Here is a 22,491-nt window from a genome sequence, read left to right as displayed (position 1 = left end):
GATGTTGTGAGACAGTGCCTTAACTAGGTTATCATCTGTTGTTTTACACCGTTTGCTTAACTAGGACGACTGCTAAAACGCAAACTTAGTGTGTTTACTCTTTAATTGCTGTCATCGAAATCGATCGTATGCGTTAATCACCCCATTTGTTCTATTGAATGATTATTAAAAGTTGATGTGACACTTATTAATAACTTAAGTTTAATTTAACATGTCTTCTTGTCGATATCTTTTTCATTTTTTCGCGCTCATGGTTGTTAATTAACTAAAATAAAAGTGCTTGCCCGCAAAAAAAAGCCACAGCTAATGTGTGACTCTAAAAGAGATGCAAAACATGGCTTTAGTAGGTCTGACTTATACAGTTCCAGCAGGTTGATTTCACTTTTATTTTTCCAGTTCAATCAGCTAATTTCTGTGATATTTCAGTGGAAAAGTATCGACGGAAAATAGTCGATGACCTTTTCACTTCCAATATCTTCGAAATTGAACGCGCTGATTTCACTTTTATTCTCTAATCAAATTGAATTTCAGTACCATTTCTTGGCTGATGGTTGTTTTGACGCCTTCTTGGGTTGAACCAAAATAGTCGCCGTCAAATGCAATTGTGAGTGTTTCTTCCGGCTTGATTGTTCCAATCGAAACGTTCTTAGTTGTTTCATTTAAGGATTGAATGACCGCGCTACCTTCAGCCTTTAAATTCAACCGCAGGCTGTTACTCTCTGCCATCGGGTCTTCGTCATCAGTTTTCAAGAAGCTAAGTCCGTTCGTTTCTTCGAAGTTGAAGGCGGCGAGTTCGACATTGACGCCTTTTTCGAAGGAATTATTTGTAATTTGATAGTCACGTGATTCGATTTGCTTAGCGACACCATTATTTTCGGTGTTAGCAAACAACATCGCCGTCGGAATCGTCACATCAATCTCATCGGCTGGGTCTTTAACAATGACTTCAGTTATTGTTTTAACGATATCTCCATTGTGATTAGGTAAACCATAAATAACAACATAATCACCTGCAACAGATGTATCAATCATTGCGTTATTAGCAACCCAACTCATCTCACTACTAAATGGGAGCGATTCACCATCGGCATTGGTGGCACTCACAAAACCATCGGCTGGATCATAGTTATCTCCCACATATAACGTTACTTTTTTTTGCTACGATGCTCGTTTTATCTTCGTGGACACGCACAACCGCATCTGGTTTCGCACTATCGATAATCGCACCATTCGCTTTTTTTAATTGAACACGCACAGTATGTTCCCCCGGTTTATTGGTGTTTAATTTTTTTGTTTCAACACCATCAATAAAATATTTATAGACGTCTTGTGCGTTAATCGCTTGACCATCTTGATCGACCACTTTTTTTTAGTGGAGCATTGGCATCGAATTTATCATCGACATACAGTTTAACGTCTTGTAAGTTGGCTGCTGTTTGATCGGCTTTAACGGTGACGGTATAAGATGACGTGACCGTTTCAGCCTTCTCAAATTTATAGGTCAGGGTTTTATGATAGACACCTGGTGTTTGTGTATCAACGGTATCGCCGCCCACGGTGAGCCCCGGGTTATTCCATGCTAATGCGTTACCGAGATGATCGGTGCCTTTAACGAAGTTAACCTTGGCATCATACGTTTGTCCTGCATACATCACACTGTCGTTTGTTTCGACCACAGGTGTAACGAATTTGCGATAAATATAATCGACTGATTTGACACTATTATCAAGTATCCCTGTCGTGTTCTTAGGAATACCCACCAACGTATAGCCCGGTAGCGTTAACTGATACTCAGGTGTTGTTGCGTCATACGGATCGTGATAATAACCGAGTATTGTTTGACTCGAACGAATACTATGGTCATTTTCATCCGTATAAGTGACTCTCACACCATATAATTGTTTATTAGCAACATACACACCGGCCTCGCGCGTGTGACTTCCTAACAACTGAGTTCTTGAATAGACTAAAGTTGGCTTAGCAGTACTCGAATATTTACCCGTGTATACTTCATTCGGAGCAATAAACGGTAAATCGGCATTGATTTCCAATTGCTCGCCACTCGGAAGGCTAATACTGTTTAAATTTTTGAGACTCGAAAACATCTTATCAACAAAAATCGTCTTCGGAAAAACACCCTTCCAGTTTGAGATGTCAAGATCAGTCAACAGGTCACAGTGATTGAACATGTTTTGAAATTGACTCCCTAATGAAATATCAAAGTTGGCAATTTGAAGGTCCGCTAGCTCCAAGCAACCGTTGAACATATCATTAAAAAAGCTAACATTTTGCGTATCCCATGAGGATAAATCTAATTTTTTGAGATGATAGCAGTTTTTGAACATTTCATTCATCGCTGTCACATTTGACATATCAAAGTACTGTAGCCCATTAATTGTAGTGACATCTTGCAAATCCTTAAAAAAACCTGTTAGTAAACGATTTAAAATACTCGTTTTATCATACGTCAACGGTCCGTTAAAGGTGATTTTTTTAACATCATGGTGACCCAACCATGGCACTGCTTGAGGATGCATGCTCGGAACATAACCGGCATCGATAACGAGTTCCCTTGTATCAAAGTAGTAAGTGAACCTCGTACCACCACTACCGTATCCGCCCCAATTGCCATTAGCATATGACCCCTCCTTTGGGTTTTTTTCAGCTGTCGGTATTGTTCTAGCAACGAATGGTGCTTCTTCATTCGTTTCAGCTGCATTTATGTCCGGTTTAGCAGAAACGGTTTGCGGTCGTGTTGCCTCGTTTTCACTCGACTCACTCGCAGTGGTTGTTTCACTGCTAGTACTAGACTCAGTCGTACTGTCAAGCGACGATGCTGTTTCGGTCGTATCAGCAAGCTGCTGCGAATCTGGTCGATTGCTAGATGCCATATCACTTTCAAGTCGTTTTGTGGTTGTTTCTTCGATTGCTGATAAATCTGTAACTAAGGAACTGACCGCCTCGGTTGTCCCATTCGTTGCGATTGAACGAGCTGTTGCAGTTTCGACAGCTAAAAGCGGTAAGCTACTGTTAATAATAAGAACAGCTAGTGTCACAATCGGCCACTTTTTCATTGAATTCCCTCCCTCTGCTTATTTTTTAATACTCAAACTGACACCTGCTTGGGCACTTCCCTGCTTTTCCTTCGTTTTCGGGTCGAAAATATCGACTTCGGCTGTCGCCTCGTATTCACCTTTCGTTACTTTCTCATCGAGCGGTACGTTTTTCACTTCATAGCCCGGCTGAATCGCTCCAGACTCATAAACGACTAATCCACTCGCATCGAGGCGAATTTTCACATTGATGGGATAGGCATTGCTGGCATCGTTGCGGATTTGTAACGAACCTGCTTTCGCCGATCCTTCAGAATAAACCGCTTCGGGGTAAATGCTTAAGGTGAAATTCGATGCATCAACCTTTGCCGAGGCTGCGGCCTTTTTTTGCGCTTTCGTAGCATCTTTATTAGCGGGTAAAAAATCACCGGCAATTATTTCGACATTGTCGGCATCCTTTAATAATTGATACATTGTAATGCTCACGGCGATTAGTAAAACAAGTCCGATAATGCTCACTATTTTCAATCGTTTTTTACGGTTGCGTACCTGTTCATCGATTAGTTCAGTCATTATTAGCTCCTTCTTTAGTGGTTTCATTCATTGTTTTGTTTGTCTTCGTTATAATCAAAAGGATGTAAGCCCATAGGTGTGTGCTATGGACTTACACGTTGTATGAGTCTAATTAACGCATGGCTTTAACACTGTGTTTCACCAAATGTTTGTCGTTCTTTCACTACCAACCACACAAGTGCGCTTGCTACAACAATGAAGCCACTGAGAAAGACATATAATGAGTAAACAAGCCCGGTTTTTGGAAGTGTGCCGGTTGGTTTGATGGTCGTATGCACGGTCAACTCATCGGTTTTTTGTGGCGTTCCCTGATGACCAGCAAGCTGTGGGGGCGCTTTAGCTGGTGAGCCAATCACGCCACTAATTTGCACCGTTTGATTGGCCGATGTTTGACTCGCCGCGACTGAACATATCGGTGAGAAAGCATAGCCTACGAGTAATAAAAGCAGCACTCGTTTCCAAATTTTCATGGCTTAGCTCCTTTCTCTGCTTTGTCGGCCTATGACTGCGGCACTGTGTTACCGTTTAAATCAAGCGACTGGAATTTCAAGACCATGTTATACTCGACTTTTTGACTTTGTTGCTCGGCATCAATTGTCGGTAAGAGTGACGTATCAACATCACCAGTGAATTTGAAGTTGAAGTAATCTTTTGTATCACCTTGTGCAGCTGCTAAGTCAGCTAATGTCACGTTGGTTGGTTCTTCTCCCCCAATTAAATCAACTGCTGGAATTTGTTGACCGTTACCCGCTGGTGCTAAAGTTAATTTAGTTAACGCTTCATGGCCTGAAGTTGTATCAAATGATGTGAGTGATACTTTAACGCCACGACCTGAGTTGTTCATTACTTGGTAGTTCGAAGGTGACGTGATTGTTTTGTTGTCAGTTGTTTCATCAGAGTTGAAAACTACGGCAGTCGGTAGGGTAACATTAATCCACTTATCGCTTCCCTCTGGTAACGTTTCACCTGGATCCGTGTTATCACTGTTACCGAGTAATCCTTTTGTTTGAATCGATGCGGCGTTCTCACCAACAACATCTTGCCCTTCGTAGGCAAAAACTGATGTTCCTGCTCCAACTACCATTGTTCCTACTAAAACTGCGGCTGCACATGCTTGTAAACCTTTTTTCATTCATTACGCCTTCTTCCTCTTATTTTTTGTTGGTTATTAAAAAGGTTTGTCGTCCTCTTAACAACTTAACGTAAGAATAACATCTGCTTGATCAAACTGTCTTTTATGTTTTTTCCTTAGAACGACGTGGATTTGACAAAAAAAAAGAAGCCTCTGCAGAAAAAAACCAGCCACGGCTAAGTGACTGGTTCGAGCGTGTCGCTATAGTTACCTTATCTTACTGGTTGTTTACTGTGGTGCTTAACTTTTTTTCCGACGTGACACTACATACAATGCCAGTGCTGTCGCAAACATCCCCATTGCAAGTGGCGCAGTTGATGCTGCATCACCTGTTTTCGGTAATTTCTTCTTGCTATCGCTCGGCTTGTTCTGGCCGCCATTTGGTCCTTTCGGTGGTGTCGGTGTTGGTCCTGGCTCTGGTTGTGGCTCTGATTCGCCCGCTTCTTCTATCACAGTGACAGTAATTGTTTTTTGCAGTCCGGTTGGGCTCTCATATGTGATTGGATACGCACCGACTACCGCTGAATCCACTGCCCCACTTACGTTAATGTCTGCAAAGGCAATTGCTTTGCCCTCGCTGTCAGTCGCGTAATCAAAGTTATCCATAGCCTGCCATTCATCACCAACAACAAGCGTGCTATCGTGTGCCTCTAATGATGCTAGATTCACTTCACCGCTGGCAAACACGGTCACAAACACCGTCCGAGTTAAGCCCGCTGGCGAGGTGAAGATCAGTTTATTTGAGCCGATCTTCGTCGTGTCGACACTGCCTTCCACATCGATTTGATCCAACGTTAAGACACTGCCGTCTTTAGCGGTAGCTGATACAAAGTTATCAGCTAAATCCCACTCATCACCGACAAATAAGAAGGTATTTTGCACATTCAATGACGACCGGTTCTTTTTAACGGTAATTGTAGCTGTTTCGCTCAATTCACCAATCGTATACGTAACCGTATATACCCCTTTTTCAAGTGAGTTAACCGTCCCATCTACTTTAATGTCTGTCATCGGAATGACTTCACCCTCTTTATCGAGGGCAGTTACAATGTTATCTACCGGCAACCACACATCACCCGTATAAATAACACTGTCTTTTACCTCAAATTTAAACGCATCGACTTTGACAGTGACAATAATCGTCAACTTAATGCCATCAGGTGTAATATACGTGATTGGGTAGTCACCAACCTTGGTCGTGTCGACTGTCCCTTGCACTGATATATGTGGCCACGTAATTGCTTCACCCTCTTTATTCGTTGCCGATACAAAATTATCTTCTGCCTGCCATTTATCGCCGACATAGACGATGCTATTATTTGCTTCGATACTAGCTTTGTTAGCAATGACAGTGATGGATGCAATCGCTGTTTCACCAGTTGCTGTCGCGTAGGTTACTTTGTAGAGCCCTTCTTTGGTGAGGTCAACTTCACCTGTCACCGTCACTTTTTCAAAAGCAATTACATTGCCATCTTTATCGGTAGCCGACACAAAGTTATCAGCTGCTTCCCACTTATCACCCACGTAAAGGCTACTATCTTTGACAACGAGCGTGGCTTGGTTAACGACCACTGTGACCGTAATCGTTGCCGTTTGACCGTCAGGCGCCGTGTAGGTTACTTGGTAGCTTCCTTCTTTGGCTGTATCGACGGTTCCTTCAACTTTAATGCTTGCGAAGGCAATCTCTTTACCATCCTTATCAAACGCCTTCACAAAGTTATCCTCTGCCTGCCACTTATCGCCCAAGTAGAGCGTGCTGTCTTTTAATTCAAAGACAGATTCATCAGCTTTGACAGTAACAGTAATTGTAATGCTCACATTATCAGCTGTGATATATTTTATGCTATATTCTCCCGCTTTCGTCGTATCAACAGTGCCTTCAATTGAGATTTGTTCGAATGGAATCACTTTGCCATCCTTATCGGTTGCACCAATAAAATTATCGGCCGGTTCCCATTTATCTCCAATATAAAGGACGCTGTTTTTAGCATCGATTAATGCCTGACTTTGAACAACGGTAATGGTTGCAATTGCTTCAATGCCACCATAGTGATAGGTCACTTTATAGCTGCCGGCTTTATCGGTCGACACATAGCCAGTGACTGTTAAATCGGCAAGCGTTAATGCGTTGCCTTCTTCATTAATAGCAGAGACAAAACTGTCAGCTGCCTCCCATTTATCACCGGTATGCAAGGTGATATCCTTTACGAAAATGGCTGTTTGGTTAGCGACATAATAATAAACAATCGTCTGTGCTGTCGCTGTATATTTTCCTGTTACTGCCAAACCGTCTTGTTTCACGCCATCGACTTCAACCTCTTTGGCTAGATAGTTGGCAATTGCAGCGGCGGTTACTGAAAATGGATCGCCGATTTTAGCATTCTCATCAGCAATGACTTTGTCCGCCTCTAACACTTTGCCACTGCCACTCTCTTTATATTGCACGGTAATTTTACCGACCGCTTCTGCACTCGTTTGTTTCACTGCTTGGTCTGGTTGACTGACCTGTGGTTGTTCATTTGCAACACTTGCTTCTATGGTTGACTCCGTTACCTCGGGCTCTTCAATGATATCCACTGGCGCTGGCTCAGATTCACTCGCTTCGATGACTGGTTCATGAGGCTGTGCTGGCTCTTCACCCACGCTTTCGGGCGCCGCTTCTTCCTCAATCACCTCATCATTACTCGTTGGCTGCTGTTCACTCGTCGCTGGCTCTTCACGCGTCTCGGCTTTGACCGGTGCACTGAATGGTGCCATCACTAATGAAATGAACAACGTTACTACCACTAACCATTTAAAGCTACGTCCTGTTTCCACAAAATTCCCCCCTCAATATCGTATTAACCTGATTGTTGGTCTTACGGTAGAGCTGAGTGCTGTGTCGACCACCTGGGCAAGGGGTCTACTGTGTATGAACGATTGACCCAATGTGTGTGAAATAATTCATGATGCCAAATAAAACAATGATAACGCCAATTACCTTGGCTAACTTGATGACCTGTGTGGTTAACTGACCCTCTAATTGCTCATTGAGACAAATTGGCAACAGCAAGGCAAACACGCTGATACCGGCATAAAGCAACGAGATGAACCAAGATTCAATCCAAGAGTAGTTAGCAAAGAGACTCATCAACGGTTCTGCTGCAGACGCGGCAAATAAGCGGTATGTGACCCCAGCAACTGCGATGGCAAGTAACACACCGCCCAGACTGACAATAAACAAACGCTGCGGTAGCATTTTTGCAATGAGAGCAATTTTGTAAGTCGTTGGTCGCAGTAATCGTGTGCGCCACAAATGCCAACTGAGCACTAACAGCAGTATGCCAAATACGAGTGACGGCTCGCCGAAAATAATAGCAGCATAAGCATAACCAATCTTTGCTAACGGCCATGTTAACGTCATGTGTAGACCAGTAATAACTAAGAGTAGGCCTGGTACAAAAAAACGCCAAAGACCAGCCCTCAAGATTTCGTAACGTACCCGCTGCCAATTGTTGCATCACTTGTACAATGAGCAGTAACCCGCAACCAGCAGAGATAGTCATTAGTGTAGTGTAAACCTGTGTCGATGCCCATGCGATTGACATACACCCACCTCCATTTTCACCATAACTTTTTCTATTGTCATTTGTCAAAGGAATTACCGTTTTTCTTACTTTATAAATAGTTAAGGATGAAAGTGTAAGAAAATGAAAGAACTATCATTCCAACTTTTATTTTCAGAAAACAACTGCTTTCCAGTACGCAAAAATGTTATACTGAAAGTTGGGATAAGACTAAGGAGATGATATTTTGAAACAAACTCGCTTTAAAAGAGTCACGCATCATGCGTTGACAATACCGCTCATTTTGAACATTTTAGTGACCGTGACCTTGATTCGACAAATCTTTATCGGTAATTGGCATAATGTTTTTCTCTGTGCCTTAACGCTAATGCTGTTTACGCTACCGACCATTGTTGAACGTCAATTAAAAATACATATACCAAAGGCGATGCAAATTGTCATCTTATTGTTTATTTTTTCGTCTGAAATACTTGGTGAAATTCATAATTTTTATGGCACATTTACCCATTGGGACACGATGTTGCATACACTTAATGGCTTTTTATGTGCCGCGATTGGCTTCTCACTTGTCGATATTTTAAACCGGCACGACAGCGTTAAAATCAATTTATCACCACTGTCTGTTGCCCTCGTAGCCTTTTGTTTTTCGATGACAATCGGCGTGCTTTGGGAGTTTTTCGAATACGGTGTCGATACTTTTATGGCAATGGATATGCAAAAGGATCGCATCGTCCAGTCGATTGCAACCGTCACCTTAGAACCGAATGGCCAAAACATTCCCGTGGTGGTTGATAATATTCAGTACACCCAAATCTATTCAGGGACCGATATGAACAACTTAAGCCAGACAGTCATTGCTGGTGGATATTTAGATATAGGCCTTATCGATACAATGAAGGACCTACTCGTCAACTTTGTCGGCGCGTTCGTCTTCTCAGTGTTCGGGTGGCTCTATATTAAAAATCGTGATAAATATGCCTTTGCGGGTAAATTCATGCCGATGACAGAACGGACGTATCAAAAACGATTGAAACTTAAGAAATAATGAATGCGCCCACTCGTGTCAACCAGAGACATAGGTGGGCTATTTTATTAACTAGCGGAGAACACTCGCGACTTTAGTCGTGTAGATGAATCGGCTTCGGTTGAGGCACAGTATTTTACTGTGTCAATCAACCGACATATATTATTATATTCTAATATGTAAATATTGTTTTAACAGCATCTCTATCTGTACATAGGTTATAATTTTCATGAGGTGATTAACCTATGTCAGAAGTACATTATGGACGTGGTTATGTCTATGCTATACAGTACCATCTTGTATGGTGCGTTAAATATCGACGATCTATACTCTGTGGAAAAGTAGAAGATGATTTGAAACATATTTTGTTACAAATTGCATATGATAATGAGTTTTCAATCACAGAAATGGAGTCAGATAAAGACCATATTCATTTACTAATTGAATGTAGACCACAACATTACATCCCAAATATTGTCAAAGCTTTGAAAGGCGTCTCTGCTCGTTTTCTATTTAAGAAACATCCTGACTTGAAAACACAATTATGGGGCGGTCACTTATGGAATCCTAGCTACTTCGTAGCCACAGTTATTGAAAATACAGAAGAACAGATTAAACTATATATTCAACGTCAAAAAAAAGAAATGAGGTGAATGCAATGCTACGCCACAAAGCCTACAAGTTTAGAATCTATCCCAATGTAGAACAAGAGATACTTATTGCTAAAACAATTGGTTGCTCTCGTTTCATCTATAATCATTTTCTGGGCTTATGGAATGAAACATATACTCAAACTGGAAAAGGTTTAACATATAACGCTTGTTCTGCGATGCTTCCTAAGATGAAAAAAGAAGAAGAAACAGTATGGTTGAAAGAAGTGGATAGCATTGCTATTCAATCCTCTTTAAAGCATTTGGCAGATTCTTATTCTCGTTTCTTTAAGAAGCAAAATGCTAGACCTAAATTCAAGAGTAAAAAGAACCCAGTTCAAAGCTATACTACTCAATTTACAAATAATAATATTGCTATTGTTAATAAGAAATTGAAGTTGCCTAAATTGGGACTCATTAAGTTTTCACAAAGTAAAGTGCTTAGAGGACGTATTATCAATGCTACTATTTCACGTAGACCAAGTGGTAAATACTTTGTTTCATTGCTATGTGAAGAAGAAATCTATGAACTACCTAAAGTAAATTCTTCAATAGGTATTGATCTAGGTATTACTGATTTTGCTATCCTTTCGGATGGACAAAAAATTAATAATAATAGGTTTACCTCTAAAATGGATAAGAAACTCAAACGTGAACAGCGTAAGTTATCAAGACGTGCATTAATGGCTAAGAAGAATGGTATTCAACTATTTGAAGCCAGTAACTATCAAAAACAAAAATGTAAAGTCGCAAGACTTCATGAAAAAGTAATGAATCAACGTACTGATTTTCTCAATAAGTTGAGTACAGATATTATCAATAACCACGATATTATTTGTATTGAAAACTTAAATGTTAAAGGTATGTTGAAAAGTCACAAATTATCTAAAAGTATTTCTGATGTGTCTTGGTCTGAGTTTGTATCTAAATTACAATACAAATCTGACTGGTATGGAAAAGAAATAGTTAAGATTGATAAATGGTTTCCATCAAGTCAAATTTGTTCTGAATGTGGAAATAATGATGAAAAAAAAAGGCTTACACATTCGTGAATGGACTTGTAGTAAGTGTAATTCTAATCATGATAGAGATATCAATGCGAGTAAAAACATATTGACCGAAGGTCTAAGATTACAAGTGTTAGCTTAGATAAAATATAGAACCGCAGGGACTGCGGGAGTAGCTTAGTAAATAAGAGAAACCTCTGTGAGTAAAGAAATACACTTGCAAGTATGCTCTGTTCCTAAGAATCTCGTGACTTCAGTCATGAGAGGTTCAATAGTCAATTGTGATGACTTTTGGTAATCTGATGACAGACATAGGAGGTGACAAATGAAAAAAAACATGCCTCACCCTATCCTTTTTATGCGCTGTTGCAATCTTTTTCAGCCCGAAAATGATGCAAACAGCAGATGCTTATTTTGAACAGCAACTGCTAACAGTGATTGTCACATCAATCGGATTGGCGACCTTTAGCATGCTGTTTTTAGTGCTTGCGTTGCGTAAAAAATAAGAGGGTACCTATCGCGAACGTCTGTGTACGACAAATAATAACCTCAAGTCCCTCTTGACCTTAGTATTCAATTCAAAATTATGAAAATGCGCACATTTGTGAATTCGGCACTAATATTTTATACTGGTGCCACAGGTGGTATCTCACATGCCTTTGTATTTGGTGGGATAACGACCATCCCCGCCTTTGTCGGCGATACCCTTCTGCATTATTTAATCGACTTATCCTTATACTTCATGACTGCCTGTGTGGCAACGGTATTGCTAGGATTTAAGGATATTATGGCAAAAAACCGAACTTCTACCCGAAGTTCGGTTTCCATTATGTCTTATTCAATCGGTGGGACTTTAATTTGAATTTGTGTCGTTACGCTCAATTCCCCACTATCTATAGGGAACTGACCACTGACTACACAGTTTCCTTTTTGGAGGCGGCGCAACATCTCATCTGTTTGTTCCATTGTCTCTTTACTTGCAATCATTTTCGTAATCATCGTAAACTCGGAATCGGCTGGCTGGAAGTAGGCTTTAGTTGCAACATTATCGAGCACAGCGAGTTCAGCTTTCTTAAAGTTACTAAACGATTGCGTTGCCAATAACACAGACCAACCAAATTTACGACCTTCACGCAAGATTTTTTCAACTGGACCTTTATTAGAAAAATCAAGATTTTGCGCTTCATCAAGTACAACAGGTAATGGTAATGTCGCCGTATTGGTTTGTGAATAGTTCCAAATGTCCCATAAGATAAACTCGGTAAGCATTTGCTTCGTTTCGATATCGAAACCGTCCAATTGAATCACTGTTAATTTACCTGTCTTATCAAAGACGTCGTCCCAAGAATGAGTCGCATCATATGTGAAAGGATCGTCATATTGCAAACGAATAAGTTTGTCGCAGACTGATTTTGATACAGTCGTATCCATATCTTCTAATTTAGCGAAAACATTGGCGAAGGTAATATCGTCCCCATAGGTTTTGAAGGCTGACATAATCGCTTTAATAATCGCACTGACTTGTTGGTCTCCCATTGTCGAATAGATTGCTGATAGCGTATGTCCAATCCGTAAGGCCACATCAAACTCACTGTGATTGCCTTTTTTAAACGGATTAATCGGTAATTTGTTCGTTTTGACAATAATTTCAACGATTTTCCCATTTGTACTCGCTACAAAACGTGCATCTAGCTGTGTCATCGAAAAACTGTTTGAATAATCGACCACTAAGGTTGATAGCTGTGATTGCGTCATTTGTTTAAGTAAACTTTGGATAAAGTACGTTTTACCAGTACCTGACTTACCACCAATTAACAAATGACGATTGTTTAAACTTTTATTCCAATAGGCCCATTTGATTGGAGTCATTCGCGAGCTGTGTCCGAGTAATATATCAGTGTTCGTAGTCGCATGTACGGGTTGGACTACATCACTAACTTCCACTGCTTCCACTGCTTCCACTGCTTCCACTGCTTCCACTGCTTGATTGTAGACTTGTTTCACATCTGATTGCGAGTTATTTAATAATTTATTTTCACCTGCATTGGCATCACTCAACTGATTGCCCTTATGTTTATCCATTAAAGCGGATATTTTACCGGTATGAATCGTTTTATATTGTTTCACTTTGACACCGTTCCATACGTCTTCAATCGGTTGGGCTATTGTATTGTATCCTGTTTGTTCACTGTAGTTTAATTCCATAATTGTATTATTCTCATGCATCACTAATCCTTCAAACTGATTATCTTTTTGATACGAAATAATCATACCTTCTAAAATTTCATCAAACACAGGCGTAAAGTCATCATTCATTAGACGGTGTTTGTCTGTTTCATTGATTGAGTAGCGGCTAAGTTGTTCTGGCCAAATGTTATTGGCCTGCATTTTTTTCATATTATTATAAAAAAGTTGCATAAAGAATAAACGTAAATACTGTGATTGGAATGGTTTTTCTTCACTTGTCAAGGCTTCTTTCAGACGGTTACTTAAGGATTGTATTTGTTGACCGGCCTTTTTGATCACACTTTTACTGTTTTGACCGACTTTCACTTCGACTGGTAGCAGATGCATTTTTAAGCACTTGCCTTGCTCCAGCCCCATTAATAGTAAATCATCCGAAACGGCTCCTTTATAGGCACTCGAGAATTTAGCAAATGGCGAGTCTGTTTGTTTCAATCCAGCTGCTCCACTAATACGGATAATTTCTTCCATTGAGATAGGTACCCATATAATATCCGGGTGTTTTTTCGTCAATTCGACCAAACTATGTTTGATGGCTGAAATAATACTCATTTTTTCGCGGGCGTCATGTCCTTTATCTTGGATGACACGCAATAACCATTCACCATTGAACGTATTGAACATTTGAATGGTTTGGCGTATTTCGGGACTTCCGACACGAATATTACGGTTATTTAAAAATGATTCCAGCACCCGTTCATATTGTTGCGATTTATCAGTCACAGTGATGGCATCATAATGATTGGTTGAGCTCAATTGATCGCTATAATGCACAACAACGAGGTTTTCGGATTGGCGTTGGAAGTAATCGATGTCTGCCAAAGGTTCAACAAAGGTCACCCAGTTCGATGCATCGTATAATTTTTTCAATTTAGTATGACCCGATACCGCAATTTTTTCGGATAAGACGACATTGTCTTGATAAATTGAGTCACCATTGTCATGTAAATTAGCGACATAGTTATTCATTCGATTAATAAAACGCTCAAACTTTTGGTTATCACTCACTTGTGATTGACCATAACCCGAACGGTAATCCGTATCGTTAAGATTTAAGTAACTAATCTCACTTACAAGTCCTTTAAAGCTTAAACTATCAGGTAGTTTATCCGCTTCGAACAACGACAATGTTCCGACTGATTTCATTTTAAAGAAGGTCAAATGAGCATAATCAATCGTGCCATCAATTGGTTTTTTAGTATAACTAATTGCTGCTTGAATCGCCTCAAACACGTCAATTTCATCAATTGTTTTGTTGATGATTTTATAGTCAATATCCACAATTTCAAACGCCTCAGCGATTGTTTCTGCGTTGCTAAAGGCATCAAAGGCGCTTGGCGTATTGACATCTGCACTGTATAAATTCAAACGTATGTCTTTTAAGTTATCTAAGCCTTGTTTAGCGATGTTTTTTTTCATGTATTTAATGATGCCCCGTAAAAGCTCTTTGTCGTCAATAATGTCGACCACATTAATAATGAACGAGGTTTTATTCGAATAATTGAATAAATAAGGATAGTAAGCCGAAAACTGTTTGATTTTTTCTTCGACTAAGCCAGCTAAGTAAGTATTCACTTCACCGATTGAAAAGGCCATATTGGGAACGAATTTTTGCCAATCTTTTAAGGTCTCATGACCGTTGGGACGAAAGACTTGGTTATCGATTTCTAAGTAAGGTAACAGGTAACCTGCATTTAAGCGCTGCAATAATTTTGAATCGATTTTTTCGGTTTTCACAATTGCTTCGACTTGTAAATTATATGCCATCACGACTGGCGAATAGGGCGTTAAATAAACCGCGTTATGCCCTTTTACCATGCCTAAATAGACGAGTTGTTTTTCTTGGTCTGTCATAATTTCATTTTGTTCAATCTTGTTCAATTGTTCAAAATAACAGGTTACATAGACAATCATTTTTTCACGTAGTTCATCAGTAAGATGAGCCAAAGATGGCACTGTATCGTGCGCAACATAATAGGATAATAATGCTCGATAACTTGCAACTAAGGCGTCATTCAAGTTGAGCTTAATCTCGGATAGACCGATTTCATTAATCGCTGCACAGCAATACTGTTGATCACGGATTTCTTTTTCGTACTGCAAGAACGTTCGAATATCACTAGCTGTTGTATAGGTCATATTATTGAGTGACACTTTACTGAAGTCTTCATTTGTTTCATAGCTCGCCTGGGCTATCCGTTTACGTTGCCAAATATCATTTTCGTTTATAGGTATAATTTTGCTTGAACGATCTTTAATATTTAACTGTAAAACGACATTATTATGCACTAAATGCAGGCTTACCTTCCCTAAATTATCAAAGGCATCGGATTCAAACAAGACATCCCCACCCTCTGCTAAATCGATGGCTGCATCATCACTTTCATCGTTATAGCGATAGTTATTTTCGCCATCACCGAATGTAAGTTTGCGTGCAATATCACCTTCGATAACTAATGCCCCTTTAGTACTTAATTTAAAATGTGTTTTATAGCGTTTTAAAAAGTCTGCCTGCCAATCAATAAATAAGACATTAATTGTGAACGAGTTATTGCCAGTTTTAGTATTATATATAACCTTATCGAAGGCTTTGTCCTCGCTCAATCGCTTTAATTCGATGGCAATTGACTTACCACTTGCTTCAACTGCGATTTGCTTGCCTCGTGAGCTTAAAAATTCATTTTTAAGAGGGGTACTAAACGGCACTTTAATTTTCATTTTTTCATAGTTACCCGTGTTAAAGACGATGATATTTAACGTACGTTTTCCAACGGTTGTTAACCCATTAACTTTCATCCAAACATCCGCTTTAAGCGCAGCTGGTTCTAGTTGCACATTATCGCTATACATATCGATTTTCTTACTAGCAGCAGCCTTGTCACGGTAGCGTTCGATATCTTTATAATCTTCATCGGCCCACTGTTCCGACATCAATTTATTTTTGCCTTCTTTTGTGTAATCCTCTTCTAATTTTTCTTCAGGGTTACCAAATTCTTTAGCCCCTCTCACAGCATTAAAAGTCTCTTTATTCGCTTGCAAACGCAGTTCAATTTCTTTTTGCATTTTCCGTTTTTTCGATGAGGGTGCTGTTTCCTTTTCAGTCACTAATTTTTCCATTTGACTGTCTTTAAAATAACCCATTAGCCGATAGTCAGCTTGATCCAAAGCGGACTTATAAACAAGCGCAATCACATCTTCAAGTTCCAAAAAGTTAGTAAGTTTATTATACTCAGAAACATTACTTTGGTTAATATAAGCTTCTAAATAAGTTTTATCAATATCTGATAAATGTGAATAGGTCATCAACTTCTTAACTTCCATGATAAGTAAATCAATGTTAAAGGCGCCACCTTTTGCTGTTAAATCGATACTACCGCCTTTAATACTATCTAAATCACTATAAGTTAGAAAAACGATGCTGGTATTCTTAAACGCACCTTGTTGACTACTCACTTCATTACGCAAGGTGACTAAAAAATCAACCGTTACCTGTGCCGCATCTTCAACTACAAATAAGACTTTATTTTGGTTTTGGTTAAGTGAAATTGTCTCATACACACTGTTTGAATGTGGATTAACATAGCGAAAAACTTCAAACTCATCGCTATTCACAAGCATTTCAAAATGTTTTTTTTGCCGTCGGTTCATTCGGAAAATCAAGAAAGTAGCGTCCGCCAAACATCGGTTTATCAAACATCTCTTTAAAAACCTTTAAAATATAATTATAATATTCGTTTAACATATTGCGCATCCCCACTATCACTTTTTTTATCGATATAATTTAATTTCGTTAACAAATTAACAACTTCATTTTTCGATTGGTAATCGAGCCAAACGCCTCGTTTTTCGAGTTCAAGCCATAAATCAGAAACAAGTAGCGGTTCTTCACCCACACTTAAACCTGTCAATAACAACAAATAATTTTGTGGGAGAGCAATTAACTGACCTAGAGAGCCCGCATTTTTACGGAAAAACGCTTTTTGAAAATCCGTATAGTTTTTGGGATAACGTGAGTGTACCGCATCGGGTTTAGTTCGATTTGTTGGGTCTGTTGACCAACTATACTGAATCATATCATGCATATAAGCGATACATTCACTGAACGTTTCGACATTGGCATGTGCTGCGGTATACGCTATTTTGTTTTTGACACAGTAATAATCACGTAACCACGCCATCACCGAAACAACAAACTCCGCTTCTACTTGAGGTCCTTGGTCTTTAAAGTAGTTTTTGAAATCGAGATAATCCCAGTACGTTTGCGTTTCTGACAGTGTTGAAAAATTATTTGTATTTAAAATGTATAAAATATGATCATGCGTGATGGTATACTTTAGTTTTTTTGAAATATCTTTCATTCCAAACAAGTAGCTATCACGTGATTGACTCGCCTTTTCGGTTGTTAAAAGATAAACAACTTTTGTAAACTGATGCGGATTAAATGCCGCTTTTTTATCCAAACTAAGGATTAGTTGTGTGGTAGCAACAAAATAATAGTGGCTCAAAAGAGCATTAAGGTTGGCTAGTAAATCAGACTGTTTGGCTAAAATCGCTTTAAAGTCCTGCATAAAAGTTGCCGTAAACGTTTCTGAAAACACTTTATATTTAGCTTTAATTTCAGTGGTGTTTTTTTTCTTGTTCTTTTGATACAGTACCGACTAAGTTAGAAAAAATATTTTTGGCATCCTCTAGCTGTAATAGTAGCTCATCTAACTCGGTGCGGTGACTTCTAACAAAGACATCATATAAAAAATGAGCAATTTCTTTTTCACCTTTTTTTGTATTATCAGTAGATAATGGTATATTCGTAATGTTTGTTAGATCACCTGTTTTATTTTGCTGATTTAACGCTGTTTTCAAATACATTTTTACGTTTTCTTTATCTGCTGCGGTTCCAAATGTAATTTTAGCTAAGGTTCCTGCAATAATTTCTTCCATTTTAGTTTCATCTGGTGTGCTAATACGCAGAATTAAGCGGATAAACTCGGCAGTTATCCGACTAAAATCATTCGTGAATTTAACCCGTTCTGGTTCACGTGTAATAAAAGGGAGTACAGCCTGACGCGTATGCTTGTAGGTTTTACCCTCTTTTGAAAGCAGCTCTGTTTTCAGTGTATGATTCATCGTTTGTACTCCTTCGCTGTCATTTGTGTGGCATTTTTATCCGTTGCAAAGAGGGCTTTTTGTTCATTCATTTCAACAAGATACCCCGTTTCTTTATTTAAAATAAAGACATTGTGCGTTAATGGATAATTATCTATCATTTGATGAATAAAATCGGTGTATTTTGTCATTTTATTCAAGGCTTGACGATTAGGACGATACCCAGTTACAACTTGACTTAAAAAATCATACAAGGCGTAATCAATTTCGAGCGATTGCCTATTTTCATTTTCTTTATAGCCGTAGTCAATTTTGATGGTTGTACTGAAATTAGTTATCTCTGTTTCATTCGAAAACGCTCCAAATAGATGCAAATCTTTCACCTCAAACTGACTCATATCAAAACCGATTGCAAACTTAGCTTTTTGACGGTAATCAAACACCAGTTGCCCAAACCCTTCACTGTAGAGAGTTGTTTGGACATTGTTTATCAAAGTAACTAATTCATTTGCTACATCACCCTTGCCTGTAAGGCAGCCATATAACATTGTAATGAATCGTTTAAACGATGTTTCTGTCGGTCTTTGTTTGCTTAATGACACACTGCGAATCAAAAAACCAAGCGATTGACTAATATTTTCTTTTATTTTGGCTTCATTTTTCCAGAAGCAGTCAATCATTTGATCGTTTTCAATGTAACGGGCAATCATTTCATCAAAGTTAGTGTCGACCATGAAATTTTTTAAGACTTGGTCGTATTCAAGTGTGCGTTGCTTGGCTGGATCAAGATTATATAAAGCGTCTAATAGCTTCGTTTTTCCTGTTTGATTAAAGATAAGTTGCGGGAAACAATCATCGATTGTTGGCTCAGCCTGAGATGTATCAGGAATGACGATGCCGTTGATAAAATCCAAAAAGGAACGCACTGATAAAATCAATTTCCCTTTAAATATCGCTTCAAGTAATACATCAATGACATTACGCTGAATCGTTTTATCCATTAATAATTGGTAGTTACGATGCGCTATTTCTTTAATACCATTATTTTTATCACGCAGCCAAGCTTGGTAGAGCAGATTGTCATCTGTTGGCTGTGTAATTTTAACGAGTAATTGCTCAAAAAAGGTTGATGTTAACTTGCCTTCTTTGATTGTATATAATTGATGTTCCAATAAATTCACAATATGAAGGTGTTGATGTGATTTTATACCACCGATCTTTTGATCATTAAAGAGATTACTCTCATGAATGAATTGACAAAGGGTCGCGTATTCAGCCATCACCTCTTCATCTGAAATTAATTTGTGAAGGACACCCATATTAATTGCGATTAACAAATGTTGTGGCTCTGCATGCGATAGTGTAGGATTATCTTTAAAATCTGCGAGTAATTTTTTCAATGTATCTAACGCGGTTTCTTGTGGTGAGAACGACTCTGTTGCATCATTATGGACACGAACATTTTTGAGTAATTCTGGATGAACCGATTTGAGATACGATAATAAGTGAGACTTTCCGTCACCAACATTCCCACATAAAAAGACGACCTGCGGTTTAAGTTGTTGTTGAACATGTTGCAACCGCTCAATCAGTTCAGTTTCAACTGGTCGCTTTACATGGTAATAGTTTTTGTCAGCAGAAAGGCCGCTGTTTCCGTCAATGACTGCCTCCTGTGAAGATATCTTAAGCGATGTAAACGCTTCAATAAAGTGGGAGCGTTTTTGAATGTGTTTCATGTTATAGCCTCCTGTATTTTATTGCCTCATGTTGTTTTTCTTGTCTAATTATTCAATTAATTATGTATCTAAAAAACAGAAAAAATCTTCAACTTAACTATCTTTTAACGATGTGGTAGCATGATATATTATACCAAAAGAAACATACTACTTACTATGTTTCTTGCATAAATTATCGGTAATTTTAAAAAAGAGAAAATTCGATTCATTATATAACATTTAAATAAACTCATCATAAAAAAATCTCAATAAAAGAACAAACCACTCTCGGTTTGTCCTCTTCATCTCACTCCGGATATATAATCACTTTACCTACTATTTCTTTGTCACTTACAATTCGTTCAAACATTGCTGGTAAATCGCTCAAGCCAATTCGATGCGTAATCAGAGGCGCCACTTTGAGCTGCTGTCGATTTAAAAAGTGAATACTCGTGTGATACGCTTGACCGGGAAATGGCGCTGACATACTATGCCAAGACCCCTTAATCGTCAGTTCATGTCGCATGATTTTTTCAAAGAAGCTACGATGTAAGGTGACATCGGCATAGGGAATACCAAGTAGCAACAGCTCGCCACCGCGCTTTGCATAGGCAAAGGCTTGCTCTGTCGCAACGGGTGAGCCACTCGCCTCAATCACGAGGTCGACGCCTGCTGTGTTTGTTTGCTGCTGGAAAGCGGCTAAGGTGGTCGTTGCTTCTTGGCTTTGATACGTTTGATGAGCCCCAACTGTCGTCGCCAGTTGTAATTTCATTTGATCAATATCAAAGGCATGAATCATTTTCGCGCCAAAGATGCGAGCCCATTGGATGGCAAGCAAACCAATCGTGCCACAACCAATCACTGCGACGGTACTCCCAGGGCGCAGTTCCGTTTTAAGTAGACCATGCAATACAACCGCCGTCGGTTCGACAAAAGCGAGTTCATCAAACGGCATCGTTTGCGGAATCGGAATCAGCATTTTTTGAGGCACACAAACATAGTCGGCAAACACGCCGGGTAATTGCGCTCCGAGCACAAGCATTTGGTCACATTGCGAGTACTGGCCACGTAAACATGCTTGACACGTTTGACACGGTTGACTGGGACATATGGCCACATGGTCCCCCACTTCAATTGCTGTGACATTCGTCCCCCTTGCAACGACAACGCCTCCGCCTTCATGACCAAATGTAATACCAGCCTGATGGGGGCCAAGTTTGGCATAACGCGACACATCTGAACCACAAATACCCGCTGCTTTAATTCTTACGATGACATCATCAACGGTTTCAATCGTCGGCATTGGCACTGTTTCAAGTCTAACCGTTCGTTGTTGATAAAAGCGCAGTGCTTTCATGTAACCACCCTTCCTGCTGTGCTAACGTCTCATTCGATGCCAACAGTATCTTTAAACCCTTACCCTTCATTGCTGTGTCAAAGGCGGTTTCCCACTCAGCTAACGAATAAACAGTACTAATGAGTGGGGCGAGTTGAATGACGTGCTCTCGATATAGCCTCAATGCCGTTTGCCAAGCGCTTGGTTTTTGTGAACGACTGCCACAATACTGCAATTCGCGTTGCAGGATAAGATAAGCATTGATCGGCTCACACACAGTCGGAAATAATCCCACCTGAATCACACGTCCTTGTTTGGCAACAAGTGGGAGCGCTTCATTGAGGGCAACGCTCGCGCCGCTGCATTCGAACAATTGTGTCACGCCTTGACCGTTCGTACATTGATTAACGATCGCTGCGAGTGATTGCTTATCTGTCATTACCGTTGTTCGAATCCCACATGCATGCGCGCACCGTAAACGGTGGGTATCACGTGCAAGTCCACTCAAAATAACGGTTGCGCCTTGTGAGCGAATCACCTGAGCCATCAGCAAGCCAATTGGGCCTGGACCGGTCACTAAAATCACCTCTCCTGCTGTAATTGTTGTACATTCAAGCGCGGCATGTACACAACACGCGAGTGGTTCGAGCAGCGCCCCCTCTGCTAAGGTCATCTGCGGTGGTAGGTGATGACAGCTTGCTTCACGGCTCACGACAAACATCGCCATACTGCCATTAACTTGTGTGCCAATTCCCCGACGTTCATCACATAGATTATAAGCCTGTTTCATACAGGCTTCACAACGTCTGCATGTGGCATAGGTCGTTTCACTCGTCACACGGTCACCAATGCTAAATCGCGTCACTGCAGACCCAACTGCTGCTACAACACCGGAAAATTCATGTCCAAGAATGATTGGAACTGTGCTATTGGGATAGTGACCTTGCAACGTTTTCACATCTGACCCGCAAATACCGGAATATGCTACTGCTATTTTAAGCTCATCAGGCTGAATTTCCGGTTCTGTTAGTTCAACTAACTTTAGGTGCCCATTACCTGACCTTTGTTTCTGTAACGCCTTCATCACT

The 22,491-nt window shown here is 39.8% G+C and carries 17 protein-coding genes and 1 pseudogene; 4 read left to right on the top strand and 14 right to left on the bottom strand.

Features of this window, described 5'->3' with window-relative positions; translation table 11 throughout:
* Positions 1 to 504: 504 nt before the first annotated feature.
* From BCAMP_RS06870 to BCAMP_RS06835, 8 genes are all read right to left on the bottom strand, one after another.
* A complete protein-coding gene (locus tag BCAMP_RS06870; protein ID WP_035314689.1) occupies positions 505 to 1,137 on the bottom strand; it encodes a bacterial Ig-like domain-containing protein in 633 nt (210 codons plus the stop codon).
* On the bottom strand, positions 1,127 to 1,363 hold the full coding sequence (locus BCAMP_RS06865) for a hypothetical protein (protein WP_035314687.1): 237 nt from the start codon (positions 1,361 to 1,363) through the stop codon (positions 1,127 to 1,129). Before BCAMP_RS06865 ends, BCAMP_RS06870 begins: the two co-directional genes overlap by 11 nt.
* Positions 1,335 to 3,074 carry a BspA family leucine-rich repeat surface protein gene (locus BCAMP_RS06860; RefSeq protein WP_035314685.1) on the bottom strand — a complete coding sequence of 580 codons (1,740 nt, stop codon included), beginning with the start codon at positions 3,072 to 3,074 and terminating at the stop codon, positions 1,335 to 1,337. Before BCAMP_RS06860 ends, BCAMP_RS06865 begins: the two co-directional genes overlap by 29 nt.
* A gap of 18 nt (positions 3,075 to 3,092) precedes the next feature.
* On the bottom strand, positions 3,093 to 3,626 hold the full coding sequence (locus BCAMP_RS06855) for a hypothetical protein (protein ID WP_035314684.1): 534 nt from the start codon (positions 3,624 to 3,626) through the stop codon (positions 3,093 to 3,095).
* A 125-nt stretch (positions 3,627 to 3,751) separates the two neighbouring features.
* Positions 3,752 to 4,096, bottom strand: a complete 345-nt coding sequence (locus BCAMP_RS06850; RefSeq protein WP_035314682.1) for a hypothetical protein — start codon at positions 4,094 to 4,096, stop codon at positions 3,752 to 3,754.
* A 29-nt stretch (positions 4,097 to 4,125) separates the two neighbouring features.
* Positions 4,126 to 4,758, bottom strand: coding sequence for a hypothetical protein (locus BCAMP_RS12615; RefSeq protein ID WP_051456941.1), 633 nt, complete (start codon positions 4,756 to 4,758; stop codon positions 4,126 to 4,128).
* A gap of 240 nt (positions 4,759 to 4,998) precedes the next feature.
* Positions 4,999 to 7,575 (bottom strand): bacterial Ig-like domain-containing protein, encoded by a 2,577-nt coding sequence (locus tag BCAMP_RS06840; protein ID WP_051456940.1) that lies wholly within the window; start codon positions 7,573 to 7,575, stop codon positions 4,999 to 5,001.
* Positions 7,576 to 7,660: 85 nt separating this feature from the next.
* A complete protein-coding gene (locus tag BCAMP_RS06835; RefSeq protein ID WP_198015733.1) occupies positions 7,661 to 8,224 on the bottom strand; it encodes a DUF981 family protein in 564 nt (187 codons plus the stop codon).
* Between the two features lie 326 nt (positions 8,225 to 8,550).
* On the opposite strand from BCAMP_RS06835, the gene BCAMP_RS06830 reads away from it, so the two are divergent.
* The 4 genes and pseudogenes from BCAMP_RS06830 to BCAMP_RS13520 all read left to right on the top strand — a co-directional run bounded on the left by BCAMP_RS06830 (position 8,551) and on the right by BCAMP_RS13520 (position 11,867).
* A complete protein-coding gene (locus BCAMP_RS06830; RefSeq protein ID WP_156921180.1) occupies positions 8,551 to 9,369 on the top strand; it encodes a hypothetical protein in 819 nt (272 codons plus the stop codon).
* 224 nt (positions 9,370 to 9,593) lie between these two features.
* A complete protein-coding gene (gene tnpA, locus BCAMP_RS06825) occupies positions 9,594 to 10,001 on the top strand; it encodes an IS200/IS605 family transposase (RefSeq protein ID WP_035314681.1) in 408 nt (135 codons plus the stop codon).
* A gap of 5 nt (positions 10,002 to 10,006) precedes the next feature.
* A pseudogene (gene tnpB / locus BCAMP_RS06820) lies at positions 10,007 to 11,147 on the top strand (IS200/IS605 family element RNA-guided endonuclease TnpB).
* Positions 11,148 to 11,609: 462 nt separating this feature from the next.
* Complete coding sequence (locus tag BCAMP_RS13520) at positions 11,610 to 11,867, top strand: hypothetical protein (RefSeq protein WP_156921179.1); 258 nt, start codon at positions 11,610 to 11,612, stop codon at positions 11,865 to 11,867.
* Here BCAMP_RS13520 and BCAMP_RS06815 read toward each other — a convergent pair.
* From BCAMP_RS06815 to BCAMP_RS06790, 6 genes are all read right to left on the bottom strand, one after another.
* The gene (locus BCAMP_RS06815; RefSeq protein WP_035314678.1) at positions 11,840 to 16,897 is read right to left on the bottom strand and encodes an ATP-binding protein; all 5,058 of its coding nucleotides are present in this window, start codon (positions 16,895 to 16,897) and stop codon (positions 11,840 to 11,842) included. The genes BCAMP_RS13520 and BCAMP_RS06815 overlap by 28 nt on opposite strands.
* 74 nt (positions 16,898 to 16,971) lie before the next feature.
* Positions 16,972 to 17,847, bottom strand: a complete 876-nt coding sequence (gene dptG / locus BCAMP_RS06810; protein ID WP_035314676.1) for a DNA phosphorothioation-dependent restriction protein DptG — start codon at positions 17,845 to 17,847, stop codon at positions 16,972 to 16,974.
* Between the two features lie 19 nt (positions 17,848 to 17,866).
* Positions 17,867 to 18,373 carry a hypothetical protein gene (locus tag BCAMP_RS06805; RefSeq protein WP_035314674.1) on the bottom strand — a complete coding sequence of 169 codons (507 nt, stop codon included), beginning with the start codon at positions 18,371 to 18,373 and terminating at the stop codon, positions 17,867 to 17,869.
* Positions 18,370 to 20,088 carry a DNA phosphorothioation-dependent restriction protein DptF gene (gene dptF / locus BCAMP_RS06800; protein WP_035314673.1) on the bottom strand — a complete coding sequence of 573 codons (1,719 nt, stop codon included), beginning with the start codon at positions 20,086 to 20,088 and terminating at the stop codon, positions 18,370 to 18,372. Before dptF ends, BCAMP_RS06805 begins: the two co-directional genes overlap by 4 nt.
* A 286-nt stretch (positions 20,089 to 20,374) precedes the next feature.
* Positions 20,375 to 21,424, bottom strand: a complete 1,050-nt coding sequence (locus BCAMP_RS06795; RefSeq protein WP_035314672.1) for a galactitol-1-phosphate 5-dehydrogenase — start codon at positions 21,422 to 21,424, stop codon at positions 20,375 to 20,377.
* The gene (locus tag BCAMP_RS06790; RefSeq protein WP_084038644.1) at positions 21,387 to 22,487 is read right to left on the bottom strand and encodes a zinc-binding dehydrogenase; all 1,101 of its coding nucleotides are present in this window, start codon (positions 22,485 to 22,487) and stop codon (positions 21,387 to 21,389) included. The genes BCAMP_RS06795 and BCAMP_RS06790 overlap by 38 nt, the downstream gene beginning before the upstream one ends.
* Between the last annotated feature and the right edge of the window lie 4 nt (positions 22,488 to 22,491).

Origin of the sequence: Brochothrix campestris FSL F6-1037 (assembly GCF_000525915.1) — a bacterium.
GTDB lineage: Bacteria > Bacillota > Bacilli > Lactobacillales > Listeriaceae > Brochothrix > Brochothrix campestris.
This window is presented reverse-complemented; position numbering and strand designations above follow the sequence as displayed.